The sequence below is a fragment of the Shewanella sp. BJSY2023SW005 genome (assembly GCF_047314585.1).
In the GTDB taxonomy this organism is placed as follows: domain Bacteria; phylum Pseudomonadota; class Gammaproteobacteria; order Enterobacterales; family Shewanellaceae; genus Shewanella; species Shewanella algae.
In genome coordinates this window covers 14154-30564 of the sequence record NZ_JBKORJ010000037.1, presented here as the reverse complement: position 1 = coordinate 30564, position 16411 = coordinate 14154, and the positions used below count along the sequence as shown (strand labels likewise).

The following is a 16411-nucleotide window of genomic DNA, read 5'->3' as shown; positions in this document are numbered from 1 at the left end:
ATGCAGGCTTTTACTATTCATCAGGGAATTGCGGTGCCATTGGATAGCGCCAATGTGGATACGGATCAGATCATCCCCAAACAGTTTCTGTCCAAGGTCACCAAGGATGGCTTCGGTGTCCATCTCTTTCACGACTGGCGCTATCTGGACGATGCCGGTGAGCAGCCGGATCCTGCCTTTGTGATGAACCAACCCCGATATCAGGGAGCCTCTATTTTACTGGCGCGGGAAAACTTCGGTTGTGGTTCCAGCCGTGAACACGCGCCTTGGGCCCTGGCCGACTATGGTTTGCGGGTGATTATTGCGCCCAGCTTTGCCGATATCTTTTACGGCAACGCCATCAATAATGGGTTATTGCCGGTGATCCTTGAGGCCGCTGAGGTGCAGCAGTTGTTTGAGGAGGTAACGGCGACCGAAGGCAGTGAAATCAAAGTCGACCTGCAGCAGTGCCAGGTTGTTTCACCCTCCGGGAAACGCTTTGCATTTCAACTGGCTGAATCTGCCCGTCATAAGCTGCTCAATGGATTGGATGCCATCGGCCTGACTCTATCCCATGAGCAGGCCATCGCCGATTATGAAGCCGGGTTGCCGGGATGGCGCGCCTAATCCCGCCTGTTATTTCAGCGTACACTTGTACAAGAGCAGACCAGTGGCTTGGTAACTGGTCTGCTCTCTTGTGTTCAAAACAAGCATGTTGACTGTAATTACCTATAATTTATTTTTTAAAAACATTTGGTTATGGGTTTTGCTCATGGGGAGGTAGACTGCAACTTTGAATGCTTAGTGATTTATGCTGTTTGTCTGGTTTAAATTAAGTGAACAAGTGTTTTTATGGTTACTTGATAATTTATAGTTATTTTTCAAGTTGATAGTTTTTGTTTTCTTTTGGGTTTCAATACTTTTCAGCAAACATCAATGCCGTTTCCTCTCTGTTTTAAGCACTGATAGCGTGACAAGTGTCACTTTTGCGTCTTTATTTGTTGATTTTTGCGGTTGTTTATCCTGTTTTTTGCTTGCTGCTTGCAAAGATATTCTGTGTCAGTAAACTGCGCCGCAACAAAATGGAGTTATTACTCTATTCAGAAATTGCTAAATAAACAGACAGAGAATAACAATGAAGAAACAACTTATTGCTGTCGCCATTGCGGCCAGCTTTGTGGGAGCAACGACTCAGGTTCAAGCAGCTGGTTTCCAACTGGCAGAATCTTCAGCGACCGGACTTGGACGTGCCTTCGCCGGTGAAGCGGCCATGGCCGATAACCCTGCGGCTCAGGGGCGTAACCCTGCCATGCTCAGCTATCTTGAAGGTCGGCAGATCTCTGCCGGTGCCATCTATGTGATGCCAGAAGTTGACGCCATGGGCCAGGTTTCGCTGGCATCGCCTTTGCTGCCAAAACCTATCATCATGAATGCTGATGCGCTCGATGTGGCCGATAATGCCGCAGTACCTAACTTCTATTACTCCAACCAGCTCAACGACAGTTGGACCTGGGGTCTGGCTCTGAACTCCAACTATGGTCTGTCTACCGAACTGCCGGCCGCTCACGCCGCCTCCATTTTTGGTAACAAGACCGCGGTGACCACTGTAGAGCTGAATACCAATATCGCTTACCGCATTGATGAGCACTTCACTGTGGGTGCCGGTCTGCGCGGCGTATATGGTGACGGTGAAATCGGTGCTTCGGTTCCCGGCTGGATTGAAGGTGTTCGTGCTATCCCAGGCTTGCCTGCCGCCGGTACTGAGCTCAAGCATCTGGAAGGCGATGATTTCGGTTATGGATGGCAGCTGGGGGCCAGCTGGCAGATCAACCCTGATCATCGCCTGGGCATCGCCTATCACAGCCACGTTGAGCTGGATCTGGATGGTCAGGCGCGCGGCCTGGTCTATACCGGCGGTACAGCCGAGGTTGAAGGCTACCTGCCATTGGAGCTGCCGGCATTTGCCGAGCTGGCTTCTTACCATCAGTTGACTGACAACTGGGCGATGCACGCCAGTATCAACTGGACCGACTGGAGCGTGTTCAACAAGCTGGTGGCGTATTTCCCCGGCGAGCAGAAGCCAATCGATCCAGCTACTAAACAACCAATCTCCAGTGATTTAGTAAAGGAAGAAAACTTCAAAGACAACTGGCGTTTTGCTCTGGGTACCAGCTACCAGCTGAACAACGAGTGGTTGTTGCGTGCCGGTGTCGCCTTGGATAAGACAGCGGTTGACGATGAATACCGTACTATCACTATTCCAGATACCGACCGTCTCTGGTTCAGTGTCGGTGCCGGGTATGCGCCCAGCAAGAACCTGACAGTGGATCTGGGTTTGACCTATATCCGCGCCCATGGTGATGCTCCTATCACTGAGACTCAAGATTTTAAGCACCCCGATACTGAAAAGCGTTTAGCTCAGGTTGCCTTCCAGGGCGATGCCAGCGGCCACGTCTGGTTGGTGGGTCTGCAAGTGACCTACAAGATGTAATACCATTCCGGCCAAGGAATGAGACAAGAGCCCCGCCGAGCGGGGCTTTTTCATATCTGTCAGGTAGGCCAGACCGGCTTGATGGTCACCAAGGTTAGACCTAAGGCTGTTTTGTACTTGGCGTGACCGGTCTCAGGGCTTATATTCATGCTATTGCCAACAAAAGAATAATAAGCCCATGAAATATCCACTTCTGTTTGCCAGCGCTATCTCACTGATTTCAATGCCGAGTTTGGCCGAGTCAGATCCTGTCAGTATGTTTATTCAAGGTTTCAATGAGCAAAAGATTGAGCTGATGTTGGCGCAAACCACGGAAGAGGTGACTTGGTTTAATGTCAGCATCACCAAGGTCGACAGACAGGCTTCCGGGCATGCGGAATTGGGCGCGGCTATGACCGACTATTTTCAAACTTTGCCGGGGGCCAAGGCCAGTATTCTTGGCTCGCTGAGCTCGGGTAACTATGTCAGCACCCTGGAAAAGGTCAGCTGGCAGCAGGATGGCGAGCAAAATAGCCAATGTAATATGGGCGTTTATAGCTTGAGGGGCGATAAGATTGCCGCCGTTTGGTATTACCCGGCGCAGGAGTGTGATATTCCCGAAGCGGAAATCGGCTTACCCCGAGGCGATCAGCCTTGGCAGCAAAATTAATTCAGCCAACCCAAGAAAGCTTTCACGTGCAAAAGAAATATATTATTGCCCTGGATCAGGGCACTACCAGCTCACGGGCGATTATTTTCGATCAACAGGCCAATATCGTGGCCGTCTCCCAGCGAGAGTTCAGTCAGCACTACCCGCAACCGGGTTGGGTCGAGCATGATCCCATGGAAATCTGGGCATCCCAGAGTTCGACACTGATAGAGGTCATCGCCCGCGCCGGGATCCACAGTGACGAAGTGGCGGCCATCGGCATTACCAATCAGCGGGAAACCACTGTCATCTGGGATAAGCTCACAGGTAAGCCAGTTGCCAACGCCATTGTTTGGCAGTGCCGGCGCAGCAAGGAGATCTGTGAGCAGCTCAAGGCCGAGGGGCTGGAGGACTATGTCCGCGACAATACAGGTTTGTTACTGGATCCCTATTTTTCGGCCACCAAGATTAAGTGGCTGCTGGATAATGTCGAGGGTGCCCGCGAGCGGGCCGAAAGAGGCGAGCTGCTCTTTGGCACTATCGACAGCTGGCTGGTATGGAAGCTGACGGAGGGCAAGGTGCATGTGACCGACCCCACCAATGCGTCGCGCACCATGCTCTACAACATCCATAAACAATGCTGGGATCAGACCCTGTTACAGGCGCTGGACATCCCAGCTTCGTTGTTGCCCGAGGTCAAGCCGTCGATGGCTGTCTATGGCACAACCCGGATTGCCGGTGAGGGCAGTGAAATTCTCATCGCCGGCATGGCCGGGGATCAGCAGGCGGCGCTGTTCGGCCAGCTGTGCGTCGAACCCGGCATGGCCAAGAATACCTATGGCACAGGCTGCTTTTTGCTTATGAACACAGGTGACAAGGCGGTGCGCTCAGAGCATGGGTTGCTGACAACCGTGGCTGTAGGCCCCAAGGGCGAGGTGCAATACGCGCTGGAAGGCTCGGTATTTATGGGCGGCGCGACCATACAGTGGCTGAGGGACGAGTTGGGGCTTATTCGTGATGCCCAGGACACAGAGTACTTTGCCTCCAAGGTAGAAGATACCAATGGGGTTTATCTGGTGCCGGCATTTGTCGGGCTGGGAGCCCCTTACTGGGACGCCAACGCCCGCGGCTCTTTGCAAGGATTGACCCGCGGCGTAAACCGCAACCACATCATACGTGCGGCGCTGGAATCCATCGCCTATCAGAGCCGGGATCTGCTGGATGCCATGAGTAAAGACAGCGCTGTTGCACTCAAGCAGCTGAGGGTGGATGGCGGCGCCGTGAGTAACGACTTCCTGATGCAGTTCCAGGCCGATATCACAGATACTCAGGTACTGCGGCCGGCCTTGACCGAAACTACCGCCATGGGAGCGGCATTTTTGGCCGGTCTTGCCTGTGGTTTCTGGGACTCGGTGGAAGATCTTTCTCACCGGAGCGATGTTGAACGTTGCTTCGAGCCGGCCATGGATGAAGGACGGCGGGAGCTTTATTACCGCGGTTGGCAGAAGGCGGTGGACCGTTGTCGCCACTGGCATGAAACCGAGGAACTGTGATGTGCCGGGTGGTTTCTTGTCGGCTGTTATTGTCTCCTATTGAATAGTGACTCAAAATAGTGCCCCAAAGACACCAAAGTGAGCCCGCTATGACAGTGACGACCGAAGCCGAATATCTGGCGCAATACAATATCCATGACTACCCGCTGCCGCTGACCAGTGTCGATAGCGTGCTGCTTTGTGTGCGAGAAGGGCAATTGTGTGTGCTCTTGGTCAAGCGTTCCGGGTTTCCCTGCAAAGGGATGTGGGCATTGCCGGGAGGCTTTATCGATCTGCAGCAGGATGAGGATATCGATGCTTCGGCCAAGCGCAAACTTAAGCAAAAGACCGGCATAGTGCCACCCTACCTGGAGCAGTTACAGAGTATAGGTAATGGCCGCCGGGATCCCAGAGGCTGGTCGGTCACCATCAGCTATTATGCGCTGATGCCTCATCTTGAGCCCGTCATGGAAGGGTCTGAAGAGAGCCGCTGGTTCAGCTTGCAGTCGCTGCCCGAACACTTGGCCTTTGATCACGCCGATATCATAGCCTTGGCACAGGAGCGCTTACGCCAAAAGGCGCTATACAGCCTGGTGGCGGCTTTTGCCCTGCCGGAATTGTTTACCCTGGCCGAGTTGCAGCGAGTGCATGAAGCCATTCTGGGTAAGCCACTGCAGAAGAAATCTTTCCGGCGGCGAATCGAGCAGGCCGGCGTGCTCGCCCCCTGTGGAGAGGGCCGGGTCGAAGTCGGTCGCCCACCCCAACTCTACCGGGTATTGCCTGAAGCCGCCGATTATCGCTTTGTACGCAACCTGGAAGCTTGAACTCCATTCGAGCTTCTTTGGTTTACCATCATCTTATCTATTCTATTGGTTTAATTCTTCTTTTTAGATAAGTGTCCTATTGACTCAAAATAAGCTTGACCGCTCCAAGTTGTTGCTTTAGATTAGGTGTCACTAAGACACTTAATGGTGAGCGATATGGATATCAGTATTGAGCTAGTAAACAAAGATGCGACCAGACAGGCTTTGACTGTTGAGCAATGGCGGTTTGCCGGTGGTGAGCAACATGTGCGTCTGGCAGGTTTTGATGGACAACAGGTACAGAGCGCGATTATCTGCGCCAGGTTGCAGAGCAGTGATGCCATCATGCAGCTGCTGCTGATCAAAGATGCTTTGGACCGCGCCGCCCCGGGCATTCAGGTTTCACTGCAACTTCCCTATTTCCCCTATGCCCGCCAAGACAGGGTTTGCGTCGCCGGTGAGGCCTTTTCCGCCGCCGTGATGGCGGGGTTGCTGCGAAATGCCGGCTTCAGCCAGATCCGCTGCTGGGATCTGCACTCGGCGGTCAGTGAGCAACTGCTGGAGGCCGAGCAGGTACATCAGGCGCAGCTGGTTTGTCAGTTTGCGCAGCTGAAGCAGTGGCTGCAAACCCACCAGGCGGCACTGCTTGCGCCGGACAAGGGCGCCAGCCACAAGATAGCCAAGGTTGCCGATGCGCTGAGTGCCGCCGGGATTGAGGCCGAAGTCTTTCAGGCCAGTAAACGCCGGGATCCGGCGACGGGCGCCATATTGGCATCCGAGTTGGACGCCGATGTTGCTGGTCGCAGTCTGCTGATCCTGGATGATATTTGCGACGGTGGCAGAACCTTCATCGAGCTGGCGCGGCTTTTGAAACAAAAAGGCGCCGCCCGAGTGGGACTCTATGTGACCCATGGCCTGTTTTCCCGCGGAATAGAGCCGCTGGAAGGCTTGATTGATGCCGTGTTTACCACAGATTCTGTGTGTCCATTGCATCCGTTTGAGTCGCAAATTGTCGAGCTGCACACCTTGAAACTGTTTGAATAAAAGGAGTTTATTATGAGTATCATCGCCCCCTCAATGCAGAAGGATGTCTACAAAGAGTTTCATGGTCGCGCCTATCATCCTCAGGTGACCGAGGTGTATGCCAACTTCACTTCCCGCAGCGGTCGCAATGCCAACATAGCAGACAATGACAAAGTCGCCTTTATTGGACTGCAGTATTTTATCAAGAGTTATTTGATGGAGGAGTGGGACAGCTTCTTTCGTCAGCCCAAGGCGCAGGCCGTGGCCGCCCATAAGCGCATACTCAGTGCCATGCTGGGGTACAGCGTCGATGTTTCTTATCTGGAAAAACTCCACGACCTTGGGTATTTACCGCTGAGGATCAAGGCGCTGGAAGAGGGGACTCTGGTGCCTTATCTGGTGCCGCCGTTGACCATAGTCAACACCCATCCGGATTTCCCCTGGTTGACCAACATGATAGAAACCGTGCTCAGTTGTGAAAACTGGCCGATACAAACCAGTGCCACCACGGCCGTTGCTTACCTGCGTACCTTTAAAGAGTTCGCCGATAAGACAGGCCTGCCCGCCGAGATGGTAGCGTTTCAGGGGCATGACTTCAGTTTTCGCGGCATGTTCGGTAAGCAGGCCGCTGCCATGAGTGGTTTTGGCCATTTGGCCAGCGGTTTTGTTGGAACCGACACCATTCCGGCGGTGCTGTTTGCCGAGAAGTACTATGGTGCCGATGTCGATAAGGAGTTGGTCGGCGCCTCAGTGGATGCCACCGAGCACTCGGTGACCTGTTCCTGGATCCTCGAAGGGGAGATCGCCTTCTTCCGTTATCTGATGCAGACCCAGTCTCCCAAGGGGATCCTCAGTGTGGTGTCCGATACCTGGGATTTCTGGACTCTGGTGACTCAATACTTACCTGAACTCAAGCAGGAGATCCTCGAGCGTGACGGCACCCTGGTGATCCGTCCCGATTCCGGCGATCCCGTGACCATTCTCAGCGGTTATAAGCTGGCGCCTGAAGCACTTATCCGCGAATGTGGCCTGGATGAAGCCTTGCAAAAGGCGGCCGATAGCGGTTATGAGGCGATAAGTTGGCATGGTGAGTTTATCGGTCTGCAGCGCCAAACCCTGATGGCCTGCGAGGTGAAGGGGCTTATCGAGTGCCTGTGGGACATTTTTGGTGGCACCTTGACCGACAAGGGTTACAAGTTATTGGATAACCATGTGGGTGCCATTTATGGCGATGCCATCACGCTCGAGCGCCAACGACAAATACTGCAGCGTTTGATGGATAAAGGTTTTGCTTCCAAAGTCGTGCTGGGGATTGGCTCATACAGCTATCAATATGTCACCCGAGATACCCATGGCTCGGCAGTCAAGGCGACCCACGTGATAAAAGACGGCGAGCCGCTGGCGATTTTCAAGGCGCCCAAGACAGATAGCCAAAAGCGTTCCGCCAAGGGGCTACTGCAAGTGGTTATGCAAGACGGGGAGCTGGTGCTGAGAGACGATGTTTCGGTGACTGAAGAAGCCCAGGGGCTACTGCAAACCGTTTATGAGGATGGCAAACTACTTCGCGAAACCAATCTGGCCGAGATACGTCAGCGGGTGGCGGCGCAGTTATGAAGCCTTGATTCAATGACATTCACCGGCAGGGTCAGACATCGATATCTATGATCTGACCCTTGCCTTCTTCCTGCGCCCTGGACTCATCCCTTTCTTCATCTTCCTGGCGGCGGTTATGTTTACGCCGCTCGTGGGCAAAGCCTTTCTGCTCTTTGCGGCGATCAGCGACTTTTTCACGCTTGTCTATTTCGGGAGGCAGTTGCGATTGCGGGGCTTCGTGGCTGTCGGGCGCTATGGCGGAGCTGGTCTTGACCTGCTCCACTTCGCGTTTGGGCTGAAATACTGCCTTGACCGGGCGTGCCAACATGGCGTAAATGCTGTCCAATCCCATTAGAGTTCCCCGTGCCGGCGGCTTTTTCGCCGGTTAGATGCTTTAACTGTTAGCCTATTCTGTATCCTTTATCGGCCTGTTTCGCCTAAAAATTAGACTGAATTTATCCTTTGGGGTTCCGACTGTATCAAAACAACGCTGAATCTTTGACTCAGGCTCTGAACGCTATTTAGGAAAAGCCAGTCGCTCCGATATGGCAAAGAAATTTTAGTTAACCATGATTTAACATTAAACCCTCATATACAGCTGTAAAGTTGGCATAGCGGTTTATCCTGGCCGAGTTTTGCCGCCACAGAAGTTTGCACTGGATCGCACTCCTGAATGCCAGGATCCGGGAAACTTCTCCACAATCGTTTCTTTTCACTGTGAAAATCTCCCCTGTCAGTGTTGAAATTTTCCACTGCCAGGGGCGGTAGCGCCACTTTTTGCCACTTGGAATTCGGCTGTTCAAAAAATGTTGTGACACGCTGCTAACCCGCTTGGTGACTGGCTTTATTCGAGTTTGCATTGCTTGACAATCCTTGTTGACTATCCCTAAACTTAGCATCTGTGGGAATTTGTGGATATTTGTGGATCTATTAACTGAGCAAGGATGAAACCAAGTGTTTTCCGGCGCAAGTGCTTTGAATCTGGATGCCAAGGGGCGGATCGCTATGCCAACGCGATACCGCGAGCCTCTGCATGCCGATCATCAAGGCAAGCTGGTAATCACTGTGGATATCCAATCTCCCTGCCTGTTGATCTATCCGATAAACGAATGGAACAAAGTCGCCGACAAGCTGCTCGGTCTGTCTGATTTTCAACCACAGGAGCGGGCGATGAAGCGCCTGATGTTGGGCTATGCCCAGGAATGTGAGTTGGATGCCAACGGCCGGGTTTTGCTGACTCCGCCGCTCAGGCAATACGCTTCTTTGGAAAAGAAGACCATGTTGGTTGGGCAGTTGAACAAATTCGAACTCTGGGATGAGCAGGTCTGGCAGCAGCAGCTGGCCGACAGCCTGGAGATGATTAAGAGCCAGGGATTGACCGCCAGTGAGCGGCTGGCGGATTTCTCACTCTGATGAGTGAGACCAGATTAAAGAAGAGAGTGATGAGCCAAAACTTTGCCCACCTGTCTGTCCTGCTTCAAGAAACGGTAGACGGGCTCAATATCCGCCCAGATGGCATCTATATCGACGGCACTTTCGGTCGAGGCGGACACTCACGTCAGATCCTTTCCCGCTTGGGTGAACAGGGGCGGCTGATTGCCATCGATAGAGACCCGGCGGCCATTGAAGCTGCCAAACAGTTTGCCGATGATCCGCGTTTCACCATAGTCCATGGCGGTTTTGGCCAGTTGGCCGACTATGTTGAGCAACTTGGACTGGTGGGCAAGATAGACGGTGTCTTACTGGATCTCGGTGTGTCATCACCGCAACTGGACGATGCCGAACGAGGCTTTAGTTTTCTGCGTGATGGCCCACTGGATATGCGGATGGATAACAGCCAGGGCGAAACGGCGGCTCAGTGGCTCGCCAGGGCCGAAGTCGAAGATATGGCTTGGGTATTCAAGACCTATGGTGAAGAGAAAAACGCCCGCCATATCGCCCGTTGTATCGCCGCCGACCGTGATGAGAAGCCGTTTTTGCGCACCAAAGATTTGGCCGGCTTGATCGAAAGGATCACCAAACACAAAGAGCGCAACAAGCATCCGGCAACTCGAGTGTTTCAGGCGATTCGCATCTATATCAATAGCGAGCTGGATCAGATAGATCAAGCACTGGAAGGGGCACTGCAAGTACTGGCGCCCAAGGGACGGCTGTCGATCATCAGCTTCCATTCTCTTGAAGATCGCATGGTGAAGCGTTTTATCCGCCGTCACAGCAAAGGCGAGGAAGTGCCCTACGGTTTGCCGGTGACCGAGGCCGAGCTCAACCGCTCGCGGCAGCTGTTGCCCATAGGCAAGGCGATGAAACCGTCGGATGAAGAGATTGCCGTTAATGCCCGGGCCCGCAGTTCTGTACTCAGAATTGCCGAGCGTTTGCCTTACTGAGGTTGACGGTGAGTAAGTCGCAACTCAATCTGGCGCGCATAGTGCTGCAGGATCTTTGGCAGCACAAATGGATCCTCTTGCTGGGCATGCTGGTACTGGGTAATGCGGTTGCCGTGGTATATACCAGCCACATCAGCCGTACCCAAACTAGTGAGTTGGACAAGCTGTTACAGGAAAGGGATCGCTTGGATATCGAGTGGCGCAACCTGTTGCTGGAAGAACAGTCGCAGGCAGAGCACAGCCGGATAACCCGGATTGCGACCAAGGAATTGGACATGATAAGGCCCTTACCCAATGAAGAGGTGGTAGTGAGACTCCCATGAGAAAACAGGCTAAAAGGATTCAAAAGCCCCAACTGATCCACTGGCGACTGCAAGTGGTGGTGGCTTTTGTTTGCCTGTTGTTTGTCTCGCTTGTTGGACGTGCCGCCTACATCCAGGTGATAGAACCGGAAAAACTGCGTCATGAGAGTGATATGCGCACTCTGCGAACCACCTCCAACGAGGTGCAAAGAGGGCTTATCACTGACCGCAACGGCGAGATGCTGGCCGTCAGCGTGCCTGTACGTGCCGTCTACGCCGACCCCAAGGTGGTTCACGACAAGGATGGCTTCAATGATATGCGCCGTTGGCGGGCGCTGGCCGATGTATTGCACGAGCCGCTGGATGACCTGTTGGCAAGGGTGCAGTCCAACCCCAAGAAACGCTTTACCTACCTCAAGCGCCAGGTTACCCCGGCGGTAGCGCACTATATCGAACAACTGAAGCTACCCGGTATTTACCTCAAGTCTGAATCACGCCGTTACTATCCGGCCGGTGAGATCAGCGCTCAGCTGGTCGGGATCACCAATATCGATGATGTCGGCATCGAAGGCATTGAAAACACTTACAATAGCTGGCTGACCGGCACTCCCTCCAAGCAGAAGGTGCGCAAGTCCCGTGACGGCCGGGTGGTTGAGCGGCTGGATATTATCCAGGAGGGCGAGAGCCCCAATGATCTGGTGCTCAGCATAGATCAGCGTATTCAACAGTTGGCTTACCGTGAGCTCAAGCGTGCCACCGAAATGAACCAGGCAACATCCGGTTCTGTGGTGGTGCTGGATGTGCACACGGGTGAAGTGCTGGCGATGGTCAACACCCCCTCCTATAACCCCAACTCGCGGGAAAATCTGCAGAGCCACAGGATGCGTAACCGCGCCCTGACAGACACCTTCGAGCCGGGTTCGACGGTGAAACCCTTTGTGGTGGTAGCAGCGCTGGAAGCCGGAATCGTCAAGAGCGATGAGCTAATCCCGACATCACCCGGTTGGATGCGTATCGGTGGTCGGCAGGTGCGGGATGCTCGCAACTATGGCGATATGTCACTGGCGAAGATTTTGATCAAGTCCAGTAACGTGGGGATCAGTAAGTTGGCACTGGAAATGCCGGTGCAGCAGCTGCTGGGCACCTATCAGTCCATGGGGCTCGGCAACTATTCAGGGATCAACCTGACCGGCGAGAGTGCCGGTTTGGTGCAGGACAGACACAGATGGTCCGACTTTGAACGGGCGACTCTGTCCTTCGGCTATGGCCTGACCGCTACCCCGCTGCAATTGGCGCGTATGTACGCCACTCTGGGCAGCGGCGGCATGCTTTACCCGGTATCGATTCTTAAACTGAAGCAACCGCCGGAAGGCACCCGGGTAATAGCCCCGGACGTGGCCCGCGATGTGATCAACATGCTGGTGGGCGTGACCGAGAAGGGCGGCACAGGTACTCGGGCGCACATTGAAGGCTATCCGGTTGCCGGTAAGTCGGGCACCAGTCGTAAGGCGATAGCCGGTGGCTATGGCGATGATTATGTTGCCCTGTTTGCCGGTGTCGCGCCGGCCAATAACCCCAGGCTTGCCATGGTAGTGGTGATCAACGAGCCCAAAGGGGACAGATATTATGGCGGCGTGGTGGCGGCACCTGTGTTTGGCAAGGTGATGTCCGGCGCGTTGCAGATGTTGAATGTGGAGCCTGTGAGTGATGATACTCGCGTGCAACTGGCTCAGGTACCTAGGAGAGCAGAATGATGTTATTGCGGGATCTGCTGGCTCCCTGGTTTCATTACTCCGGCGCGGAGGCGGTGGCCGAGCCCTGTCTAGACAGCCGGAAAGTGGTTGAAGGCGGCCTTTTCGTGGCCGTTCCCGGACATCAGGCCGATGGTCGGGAGTATGTTGCCGCCGCCTTCAACAAGGGAGCCGCGGCTGCCTTGCTGCATACGGACGATCCGGATGCCCACGGCAAGGTGGAGCGGGAGCAAGGCTTAACCATCTACTTTTTTCAACTGAGTCGGCAGCTATCGGCGCTGGCGGCCCAGTTCTATGGCATTCACGCGGTCAAGCCTCGTCTGGTGGGGATTACCGGCACCAATGGCAAGACTTCTGTCAGCCAGCTAATCGCCCAGTGGGTGTCTTTGCTCGGCGAAAAGGCCGGTGTCATGGGCACTTTGGGGAACGGTTTGCTGGGGAAACTCCAGGAAGCGACCAATACTACCAGTGATGCCTTGGCCGTAATGGCCCAGCTCAAGGCTTTTGAGCTGATGGATGTCAGCGTCTGTGCCATGGAAGTATCCAGCCACGGTTTGGTGCAGGGGCGGGTAGAAGCCGCGCCCTTTGAAGTGGCTGTGTTTACCAACCTGAGCCGGGATCATTTGGATTATCACCATACTATGGAGGCTTATGCCGCCGCCAAATTGAGGCTGATGCGGTTTGCCTGTCTCAAACACGCGGTGATTAACCTGGATGACGCCACAGGGCAGGCCTGGTTCGAGGAACTGCCCAAGGCCAAGTTGCTCGGCTATAGCATTAAGCAAGATCCCAGAGCGGCAGTTGTTGCTGTTAATCCTCAATATCACGCCAAGGGCGTGCGCGCCGAGATCCACTGGCCGGAAGGCAAAGGCGTGCTGGAGACCCCGCTGCTGGGCGAATTCAATCTCTCCAATCTGTTGGCGGCGCTGACGGCGCTCTATGCCATGGGGTATCCGCTGCAAAAGCTGCTGTCGCTGTCACCGGCCCTGAAGCCCGTGCCCGGACGGATGGAGTGTTTCCCGTCGAACAAAGGTTTTTCGCTGGTGGTGGATTATGCCCACACCCCGGATGCGCTGGAGCAAGCGCTCAAGGCGCTGCGGCTGCATACCGACAACCGCCTCTGGTGTGTCTTTGGCTGCGGCGGCGATCGTGACAGGGGCAAGCGGCCGCTGATGGCCCGCGCTGCCGAGGCTTTTGCCGACCGCTTGATGGTCACCAGTGACAATACTCGCAGCGAAGAGCCGCAAACCATCATTGATGAAGTCATGGCCGGGCTGACTCAACCCGAGGCGGCATTCTCCTGTGTCGATAGGGTGACAGCCATTAAACAGGTTTGCGCCCAGGCCGAGGCGGGAGATGTGATTTTGCTGGCCGGCAAGGGGCATGAAACCTATCAGGAAGTGGCAGGAAGCCGTCATCACTACGATGAGCGGGCCTTGGCGCTGGAACTTAGCGGAGGCAAGGCATGATCCCTTTAACTCTGCAACAGATAGCCACGGCGCTGAATGCCAAGTTGATTCCAGCGACTGCCGCAGAGCAGCTGGTTGAGAGTGTCAGCACAGATAGCCGCGATATAGGCACCAAAGGTTTGTTTATCGCCCTCAAGGGTGAGCGCTTCGACGCCCATGAGTTTGCGCCAACGGCGGTCAAAAATGGCGCCGCAGCGCTCCTGGTCAGCCGCGAGTTGGCACTCGATGTGCCGCAGCTGCTGGTGGCCGACCCTCACCAGGCCCTGGGGCAACTGGCGGCTATGGTACGCAGCCTGGTATCACTCAAGTGTGTTGCCTTGACCGGCTCCAACGGCAAGACCAGCGTCAAGGAGATGTTGGCGACCATATTGTCGCAACATGCCAAGGTGCTCTACACAGCCGGTAACTTCAACAACGATATAGGCGTGCCGCTGACAGCCTTGCGACTGGAGCCTGAACACGAATACGCGGTATTTGAGCTTGGTGCCAACCACAAGGGTGAAATTGATTACACCTCGGCCATAGTGCGCCCGGATGTTGCCCTAGTGAACAATGTTGCCAGCGCCCACCTCGAAGGGTTTGGCTCAGAGGCCGGTGTGGCGGCGGCCAAATCCGAGATTTTCAATCACTTGGCCCCAGACGGCTGCGCCATTATCAATGCCGATGACAGATACGCCGAGGTAATGCGTCAGGCTGCGTTAGGCTACCGTCAGTTAAGCTATGGCATTGACGCAGCAGCCGAGTTGACAGCCAAAGATTTACAGGCCGATGCCTCGGGGCGTTATCGCTGCACTCTTTGCTGGCAGCAACAGGAGTATTCGCTGGCGCTGCCGCTGGCCGGCCGACACCAGGTGGCCAATGCCCTGGCGGCAACTTCGGTTTGCCTGGCGCTGAGCCTGGATATGGCAAGCATTATCTCTGGCTTGCAACAGATGCAGCCGGTCAAGGGACGCATGCTGCCCACTGAGCTTGGGCGAGTGCAGCTGATCGACGATAGCTATAACGCCAATCCGGCCTCGGTCAAGGCTGCGATCAACTGGCTTCACGAAATTCACGGAAATCGCATTCTGGTACTGGGCGATTTGGGGGAATTAGGCGACAATGCCCCCCTTTTGCATCGCGAGCTGGGTGAGTATGCCCGGGAGGCCGGGATAGATGCCCTGTTTTGCAGCGGTCAATTAACCCAGAACACCAGCCAGGGGTTTGGTACGGAACATCTGGATACCCAAGGGCGTTTGGTGGAAAGTTTAATCAAATATATCAATCAGTTGTCAGGGAGTGTCACTGTATTGGTCAAGGGTTCACGCAGCATGCGTATGGAGCGTGTGGTCGAGGCCCTTAAATCAGCCTTCGGGCGTGGGGAGTTAGTGTAGATGCTGGTGTATCTGGCGGAGTATCTAACCCAGTTTTATACCGGGTTTAACGTGTTTTCCTATTTGACCTTCAGAGCTATTCTGGGGTTGTTAACCGCCCTCAGCTTCGCGCTCTGGTGGGGGCCCAAGTTGATTGAACGTTTGCAGCTTTTGCAGATAGGCCAGGTGGTGCGTAACGATGGCCCTGAGTCACATTTCAGTAAGCGTGGCACCCCAACCATGGGTGGATTGCTGGTGCTGGCGGGGATCTTTATCAGTGTCCTGCTGTGGGGCGATCTCGGTAACCGTTATGTCTGGGTGATGTTATTCGTTCTGGGCAGCTTTGGCCTCATCGGTTTCCTCGATGATTACCGCAAGGTGGTGCGTAAGGATCCCAAGGGGCTGGTGGCCCGTTGGAAGTACATTTTACAGTCGCTGGCGGCAATTGCTGTGGCCTTTTATCTCTACGCCACCGCGGCCCTGCCGGGTGAAACCCAATTGGTGGTGCCTTTCTTCAAGGATGTGATGCCGCAGCTGGGGCTATTTTTTGTGGTACTGGCCTATTTCACCATAGTGGGTTCGAGCAATGCGGTTAACCTGACCGACGGCCTCGATGGCTTGGCGATTATGCCGACCGTTATGGTTGCGGCGGCGTTCGCGCTTATTGCTTACCTCTCCGGCCATGCGCAATTTGCCGGCTATCTGCATATTCCGCATCTGCCTGGCGCCGGTGAACTGGTGATTGTCTGCACCGCGATAGTCGGTGCCGGTCTTGGTTTCCTTTGGTTCAACACCTATCCGGCACAAGTGTTTATGGGCGACGTGGGCTCGTTGTCACTGGGCGCGGCGCTCGGCACCATGGCAGTGCTGGTACGACAGGAAATCTTGCTGGTGATCATGGGCGGTGTATTCGTAATGGAGACTGTGTCAGTCATCCTTCAGGTTGGATCCTATAAGCTGCGTGGCCAACGGATTTTCCGTATGGCACCCATACACCACCACTATGAATTGAAAGGTTGGCCCGAGCCCAGAGTGATAGTGCGTTTCTGGATTATCTCTTTGTTCCTGGTTCTGCTGGGATTGGCCACCCTGAAGTTGAGGTAA

The 16411-nt window shown here is 54.5% G+C and carries 15 protein-coding genes; 14 read left to right on the top strand and 1 reads right to left on the bottom strand.

All coding sequences use genetic code 11. The annotated features are described in order from the left end of the window. From leuD to ACMHXI_RS11295, 7 genes are all read left to right on the top strand, one after another. Positions 1–606, top strand: a complete 606-nt coding sequence (leuD, locus tag ACMHXI_RS11325) for a 3-isopropylmalate dehydratase small subunit (RefSeq protein ID WP_101095151.1) — start codon at positions 1–3, stop codon at positions 604–606. 508 nt (positions 607–1114) lie between these two features. Continuing rightward, on the top strand, positions 1115–2470 hold the full coding sequence (locus ACMHXI_RS11320; protein ID WP_345888293.1) for an outer membrane protein transport protein: 1356 nt from the start codon (positions 1115–1117) through the stop codon (positions 2468–2470). 178 nt (positions 2471–2648) lie between these two features. Further along, entirely contained in the window at positions 2649–3119 is a 471-nt protein-coding gene (locus ACMHXI_RS11315; RefSeq protein ID WP_101056257.1) for a nuclear transport factor 2 family protein, read from the top strand. Positions 3120–3145: 26 nt separating this feature from the next. After that, positions 3146–4651 carry a glycerol kinase GlpK gene (gene glpK, locus ACMHXI_RS11310; protein WP_117200229.1) on the top strand — a complete coding sequence of 502 codons (1506 nt, stop codon included), beginning with the start codon at positions 3146–3148 and terminating at the stop codon, positions 4649–4651. Between the two features lie 89 nt (positions 4652–4740). Next, positions 4741–5454 carry an NUDIX hydrolase gene (locus ACMHXI_RS11305; protein WP_071237730.1) on the top strand — a complete coding sequence of 238 codons (714 nt, stop codon included), beginning with the start codon at positions 4741–4743 and terminating at the stop codon, positions 5452–5454. A 156-nt stretch (positions 5455–5610) separates the two neighbouring features. After that, positions 5611–6477 carry a ribose-phosphate diphosphokinase gene (gene prs, locus ACMHXI_RS11300; RefSeq protein ID WP_045283635.1) on the top strand — a complete coding sequence of 289 codons (867 nt, stop codon included), beginning with the start codon at positions 5611–5613 and terminating at the stop codon, positions 6475–6477. 12 nt (positions 6478–6489) lie between these two features. After that, a complete protein-coding gene (locus ACMHXI_RS11295; RefSeq protein ID WP_025888152.1) occupies positions 6490–8070 on the top strand; it encodes a nicotinate phosphoribosyltransferase in 1581 nt (526 codons plus the stop codon). A 31-nt stretch (positions 8071–8101) separates the two neighbouring features. On the opposite strand, the gene ACMHXI_RS11290 is transcribed toward ACMHXI_RS11295, so the two are convergent. Continuing rightward, a complete protein-coding gene (locus tag ACMHXI_RS11290; RefSeq protein ID WP_025010884.1) occupies positions 8102–8401 on the bottom strand; it encodes a hypothetical protein in 300 nt (99 codons plus the stop codon). A gap of 602 nt (positions 8402–9003) precedes the next feature. On the opposite strand from ACMHXI_RS11290, the gene mraZ reads away from it, so the two are divergent. Genes mraZ through mraY form a run of 7 tightly spaced genes read left to right on the top strand, consistent with a single transcriptional unit; the run spans position 9004 to position 16411 of the window. Beyond that, positions 9004–9462 carry a division/cell wall cluster transcriptional repressor MraZ gene (gene mraZ / locus ACMHXI_RS11285; RefSeq protein WP_025010885.1) on the top strand — a complete coding sequence of 153 codons (459 nt, stop codon included), beginning with the start codon at positions 9004–9006 and terminating at the stop codon, positions 9460–9462. Positions 9463–9491: 29 nt separating this feature from the next. Then, positions 9492–10433, top strand: coding sequence for a 16S rRNA (cytosine(1402)-N(4))-methyltransferase RsmH (rsmH, locus tag ACMHXI_RS11280; RefSeq protein WP_025010886.1), 942 nt, complete (start codon positions 9492–9494; stop codon positions 10431–10433). A gap of 8 nt (positions 10434–10441) precedes the next feature. Next, the gene (gene ftsL / locus ACMHXI_RS11275; protein WP_025010887.1) at positions 10442–10756 is read left to right on the top strand and encodes a cell division protein FtsL; all 315 of its coding nucleotides are present in this window, start codon (positions 10442–10444) and stop codon (positions 10754–10756) included. Beyond that, the gene (locus ACMHXI_RS11270) at positions 10753–12489 is read left to right on the top strand and encodes a penicillin-binding transpeptidase domain-containing protein (protein ID WP_025010888.1); all 1737 of its coding nucleotides are present in this window, start codon (positions 10753–10755) and stop codon (positions 12487–12489) included. Before ftsL ends, ACMHXI_RS11270 begins: the two co-directional genes overlap by 4 nt. Beyond that, the gene (murE, locus tag ACMHXI_RS11265; protein WP_025888155.1) at positions 12486–13955 is read left to right on the top strand and encodes a UDP-N-acetylmuramoyl-L-alanyl-D-glutamate--2,6-diaminopimelate ligase; all 1470 of its coding nucleotides are present in this window, start codon (positions 12486–12488) and stop codon (positions 13953–13955) included. Before ACMHXI_RS11270 ends, murE begins: the two co-directional genes overlap by 4 nt. Beyond that, complete coding sequence (locus ACMHXI_RS11260; RefSeq protein WP_025888157.1) at positions 13952–15328, top strand: UDP-N-acetylmuramoyl-tripeptide--D-alanyl-D-alanine ligase; 1377 nt, start codon at positions 13952–13954, stop codon at positions 15326–15328. Before murE ends, ACMHXI_RS11260 begins: the two co-directional genes overlap by 4 nt. Next, positions 15329–16411, top strand: coding sequence for a phospho-N-acetylmuramoyl-pentapeptide-transferase (mraY, locus tag ACMHXI_RS11255; RefSeq protein WP_071237737.1), 1083 nt, complete (start codon positions 15329–15331; stop codon positions 16409–16411). It begins immediately after the preceding gene.

Excerpts from the sequence above, each read along its gene's own strand:
- leuD (WP_101095151.1), top strand. The coding sequence starts at position 1 with ATGCAGGCTTTTACTATTCATCAGGGAATTGCGGTGCCATTGGATAGC.
- ACMHXI_RS11320 (WP_345888293.1), top strand. The coding sequence starts at position 1,115 with ATGAAGAAACAACTTATTGCTGTCGCCATTGCGGCCAGCTTTGTGGGA.
- ACMHXI_RS11315 (WP_101056257.1), top strand. The coding sequence starts at position 2,649 with ATGAAATATCCACTTCTGTTTGCCAGCGCTATCTCACTGATTTCAATG.
- ACMHXI_RS11305 (WP_071237730.1), top strand. The coding sequence starts at position 4,741 with ATGACAGTGACGACCGAAGCCGAATATCTGGCGCAATACAATATCCAT.
- prs (WP_045283635.1), top strand. The coding sequence starts at position 5,611 with ATGGATATCAGTATTGAGCTAGTAAACAAAGATGCGACCAGACAGGCT.
- ACMHXI_RS11295 (WP_025888152.1), top strand. The coding sequence starts at position 6,490 with ATGAGTATCATCGCCCCCTCAATGCAGAAGGATGTCTACAAAGAGTTT.
- ACMHXI_RS11290 (WP_025010884.1), bottom strand. The coding sequence starts at position 8,401 with ATGGGATTGGACAGCATTTACGCCATGTTGGCACGCCCGGTCAAGGCA.
- rsmH (WP_025010886.1), top strand. The coding sequence starts at position 9,492 with ATGAGCCAAAACTTTGCCCACCTGTCTGTCCTGCTTCAAGAAACGGTA.
- ACMHXI_RS11270 (WP_025010888.1), top strand. The coding sequence starts at position 10,753 with ATGAGAAAACAGGCTAAAAGGATTCAAAAGCCCCAACTGATCCACTGG.
- murE (WP_025888155.1), top strand. The coding sequence starts at position 12,486 with ATGATGTTATTGCGGGATCTGCTGGCTCCCTGGTTTCATTACTCCGGC.
- ACMHXI_RS11260 (WP_025888157.1), top strand. The coding sequence starts at position 13,952 with ATGATCCCTTTAACTCTGCAACAGATAGCCACGGCGCTGAATGCCAAG.
- mraY (WP_071237737.1), top strand. The coding sequence starts at position 15,329 with ATGCTGGTGTATCTGGCGGAGTATCTAACCCAGTTTTATACCGGGTTT.